4 protein-coding genes are annotated in these 3,404 nt (G+C 65.0%); all 4 read left to right on the top strand.

Features of this window, described 5'->3' with window-relative positions; all coding sequences use genetic code 11:
- Positions 1-681 (top strand): LysR substrate-binding domain-containing protein (locus EN935_RS27425; RefSeq protein ID WP_127373814.1); only part of this gene is annotated, 681 nt, incomplete at its 5' end.
- 154 nt (positions 682-835) lie between these two features.
- Positions 836-1,336: an Lrp/AsnC family transcriptional regulator gene (locus EN935_RS27430; RefSeq protein WP_027035297.1), complete on the top strand. Its 501-nt coding sequence runs from the start codon at positions 836-838 to the stop codon at positions 1,334-1,336.
- On the top strand, positions 1,333-2,496 hold the full coding sequence (locus EN935_RS27435) for a saccharopine dehydrogenase family protein (RefSeq protein ID WP_126069903.1): 1,164 nt from the start codon (positions 1,333-1,335) through the stop codon (positions 2,494-2,496). Before EN935_RS27430 ends, EN935_RS27435 begins: the two co-directional genes overlap by 4 nt.
- Positions 2,497-2,601: 105 nt before the next feature.
- Entirely contained in the window at positions 2,602-3,390 is a 789-nt protein-coding gene (locus tag EN935_RS27440; protein WP_109660400.1) for an ABC transporter substrate-binding protein, read from the top strand.
- Positions 3,391-3,404: the final 14 nt, after the last annotated feature.

Here is a 3,404-nt window from a genome sequence, read left to right on the forward strand (position 1 = left end):
CTGCTGCATCATGCGCGCGCCGTGCAGAACCAGATCGAGGCGATGGCCGGCGACCTCGCCGCCTATGCCGATGGCCTACGCGCCCGCGTGCGGCTGCTGGCCAACACCGCCGCCACCAGCGAGCTGTTGCGCGACATCCTGCCAGCCTTCTTGGTCGCCCACCCCCGGATCGACATCGATCTCGACGAGCGCCCCAGCCATGAGATCGCTCAAGCCGTGGCCAGCGGTGCGGCCGATCTCGGCATCGCCGCGACCTGGGCCGGCCTGTCGCATCTCGAGCAGAAACCGTTCTTCATCGACCGGCTGGTGGTGATCGCCGCGCGGAACTGGCCCCGCTTCGCCGGCCTGCGCACCATCAGCCTCAGCGAAATTCTCGGCGAATCCTTCGTTGGCCTGAGCACCGGCCACGCGCTGCAGGAGCACATCACCCGCCAGGCCGCCCGCCTTGGCGGCCATCTGCATGTTCGCATCCGCGTGCCTGGCCTCGACAATGTCTGCCGGCTGGTCGCGCAAGGTGCGGGCATCGCCATCGTGCCGGAAAGTGCGGCGCGCCGCTCGGCACGCTCGCTGCGCAGCCTGCGGCTGACCGACGACTGGGCGACGCGCCAGCTCAACCTCTGCGCACGCCGCTTCGATGAGTTGACGCCACAGGCGAAGCTGCTGGCGGCAGCACTCGTCTAAGCCGGACCAGTGACCGCAAGGCTGAGCCGACTGGCGCCGGCATCCTCAGAAGCGCTGAATCATTGCCTTGCTTTTCAAATATTCGTGACGTATCTTATTTGCACATTAGCAAAAAAATTGCCGAAGTTTTTTCCTTTTATGAAAGACGGGGACTTTGCGGGAACATCTCGATCTGACCGATCGGCGGCTGGTCAAGCAGCTGTCGCAGGATGCACAGCCGGGCATCAACCGCATCGCCGAGATATTGGCGATTTCGGTGCCGACGGTGCGCACGCGGCTGCGCAATCTGCTCGACCGCAACCTGCTCAAGATCGTCGGGCTCTTGAACCTGACCGAGCGGCCCGAGCTGATCTCGGCCATTGTCGGCATCAATGCCCAGGGCCGCGGCCGGGCCCGCGAGCTGGCGCAGCGCATTTCCGAACTGCCCTTCGTCAATTCGGCCTCGGTGGTCACCGGGCGTTTCGACATCATCGTCGACGTGACGGTGGCCGGTGACGTCGCCGACCTCTACCGCGTCACCAGCGAGCTGATCCCCGGCGCCGGCGAGCCGGGCGAAGTGGTGCGCAGCGAAACCTTCGTCGTCATGGCGTCCTGCAACAAATGGGTCAGCCTGCCGGAAGGCTGCTGGTCGGACGACCGCAAGGAGCCGGCATGAAGATCGCGGTACTCGGCGGCCTCGGCCTGCAAGGCCGAGCGGCAATCGCCGACCTCGTCGCCAGCGACGGCGTTGAGGAAATCGTCTGCGTCGACACCGCAGCGGACGGCCCTGCCCGGCTTGCCGGCCTGACCGATCTTGCCCGCGTGCGCTTCGTGGTACCTGAGGGCGCGATCGGCCCGGCGCTGGCCACGGTGCTCGATGATGTCGACGCCGTCATCGACCTGTTGCCGCAGCCGCTGATGCGCGACGCGGTGCAGGCCGCGATCGCCACCCGCACGCCGCTGGTCACCACCAATTACGCCAAATCGATCGCCGACCTGGCGCCGGCCGCCGAACAGGCAGGTGTCCCGATCATGACCGAATGCGGGCTCGACCCCGGCATCGACCTGGTGCTCTACGCGCGCGCCGCAAGGCAGTTTTCTTCGATTTCTTCGATCGATTCCTATTGCGGCGGCATCCCCGAGCCGAAGGCGATGGCGAAGCCGCTTTGCTACAAGGTGAGCTGGAATTTCGACATGGTCCTGGTCAGCCAGAACCGCGACAGCGTGATGATCGAGGACGGAAAACGCGTCGCGGTGCCGGCCGGCCAGCAGCACGACAATCCGTTCATCCATGAGATCGAGGTCGCGGGCCTCGGCAGGCTGGAAGCCTTCCCCAATGGCGATGCGCTGCACTATGTCGAGATGCTGGACGCGGCCAAGGGGCTGCGCCGCTCCGGCCGCTACACGTTGCGCTGGCCGGGATGGTCGGCCTTCTGGGCGCCGCTGAAGGAGCTCGGCTTCCTCTCCGAAGACAAGGTGCCCGGCACCTCCAACAGCCCGCGCGAATTCCTCGGCCGGCTGCTCGGGCCGCAATTGCAATATGGCCCCGGCGAAAAGGACCTGTGCGTGATGCGCAATGTCTTTTCCGGCCTTGAAGGCGGCCGCGCCAAGACGGTGACGTCGGACCTGATCATCGAGCGCGACCTGGTTTCCGGCCTGTTCGGCATGAGCCTCGGCGTCGGCTATCCCGCCAGCATCGTGGCGCAGATGCTGGCACGCGGCGAGATCACCAAACCCGGCCTGCTCAACCCGCTGCTGGATGTGCCCGACATCAGGTTCTTCGACGAACTGGCCAGGCGCGGCATCACGGTTGCCGAGACGGTGGCCTGGGACTGAGGATTTTCGAACGGTGGCTGCCGCCGGCAACGGCGCTGCCGCTCAAAAAGCACCCCCCCGGGGTGAAAAACAACGTGGAACAATAAAACAAGGAGGAATACCGAAATGAAGATTGCCAGACTTTTCATCGCCGGACTTGCTCTCGCCGGGCTCACCGCCGCGGCCAGTGCCGGAACGCTCGACGACATCACCAAGCGCGGCGAACTGCGCGTCGCCGTGCAGACCCAAGGCCCCCCCTTCTCGCTGGTCGGGGCCAATGGCGAGCGCACCGGCAGTTCGGTTGAACTCGCCGAACTGATGGCCAAGGAAATGGGCGTCAAGATCACCTTCCTCGACTTCGACTGGGACGGCCTGATCCCGGCACTGCTGTCGGGCAAGGCCGACCTGCTGGTCGCCGACATGACGCCGACGCTGGCGCGCGGCATGAAGGTCGCGTTCACCACGCCTTACATGTACACGGGCAGCACCGTCTTCACCAAGGCCGACAGCAAGTTCAAGACCACCGAGGACTGCAAGGCCAAGGGCACCAAGATCGCCGTGCTGCTCGGCGCCACCGGCGAGAAGGAAGCCAAGACCGCTTTCCCCGATGCCGACATCAAGAGCTACAAGGGCGGCGGTCCGCTGCTGCTCGACGCCGTCAACAATGGCCAGGCTGATTGCGGCGTCAACGACATCTCGGCGGTCAAGGGCCAGTCGACAGCCTATCCGGCCGGCACCTTCACCATCATGCCGGACCTTCTGTCGAAGGAGCCGCTTGCCTTCGCCACCCGCTATGACGAGCCGGACCTGTTGATCTGGATGAACCTGTTCCTCAACCAGGTCAGCATCGACGGCCGCCTGCAGAAGAACCTCGACTACTGGGTCAATTCCGACGCCTGGAAGAAGGATCACTAAGCAGCGATAGAACC

This window comes from Mesorhizobium sp. M7D.F.Ca.US.004.03.1.1, assembly GCF_003998635.1.
GTDB lineage: Bacteria > Pseudomonadota > Alphaproteobacteria > Rhizobiales > Rhizobiaceae > Mesorhizobium > Mesorhizobium loti.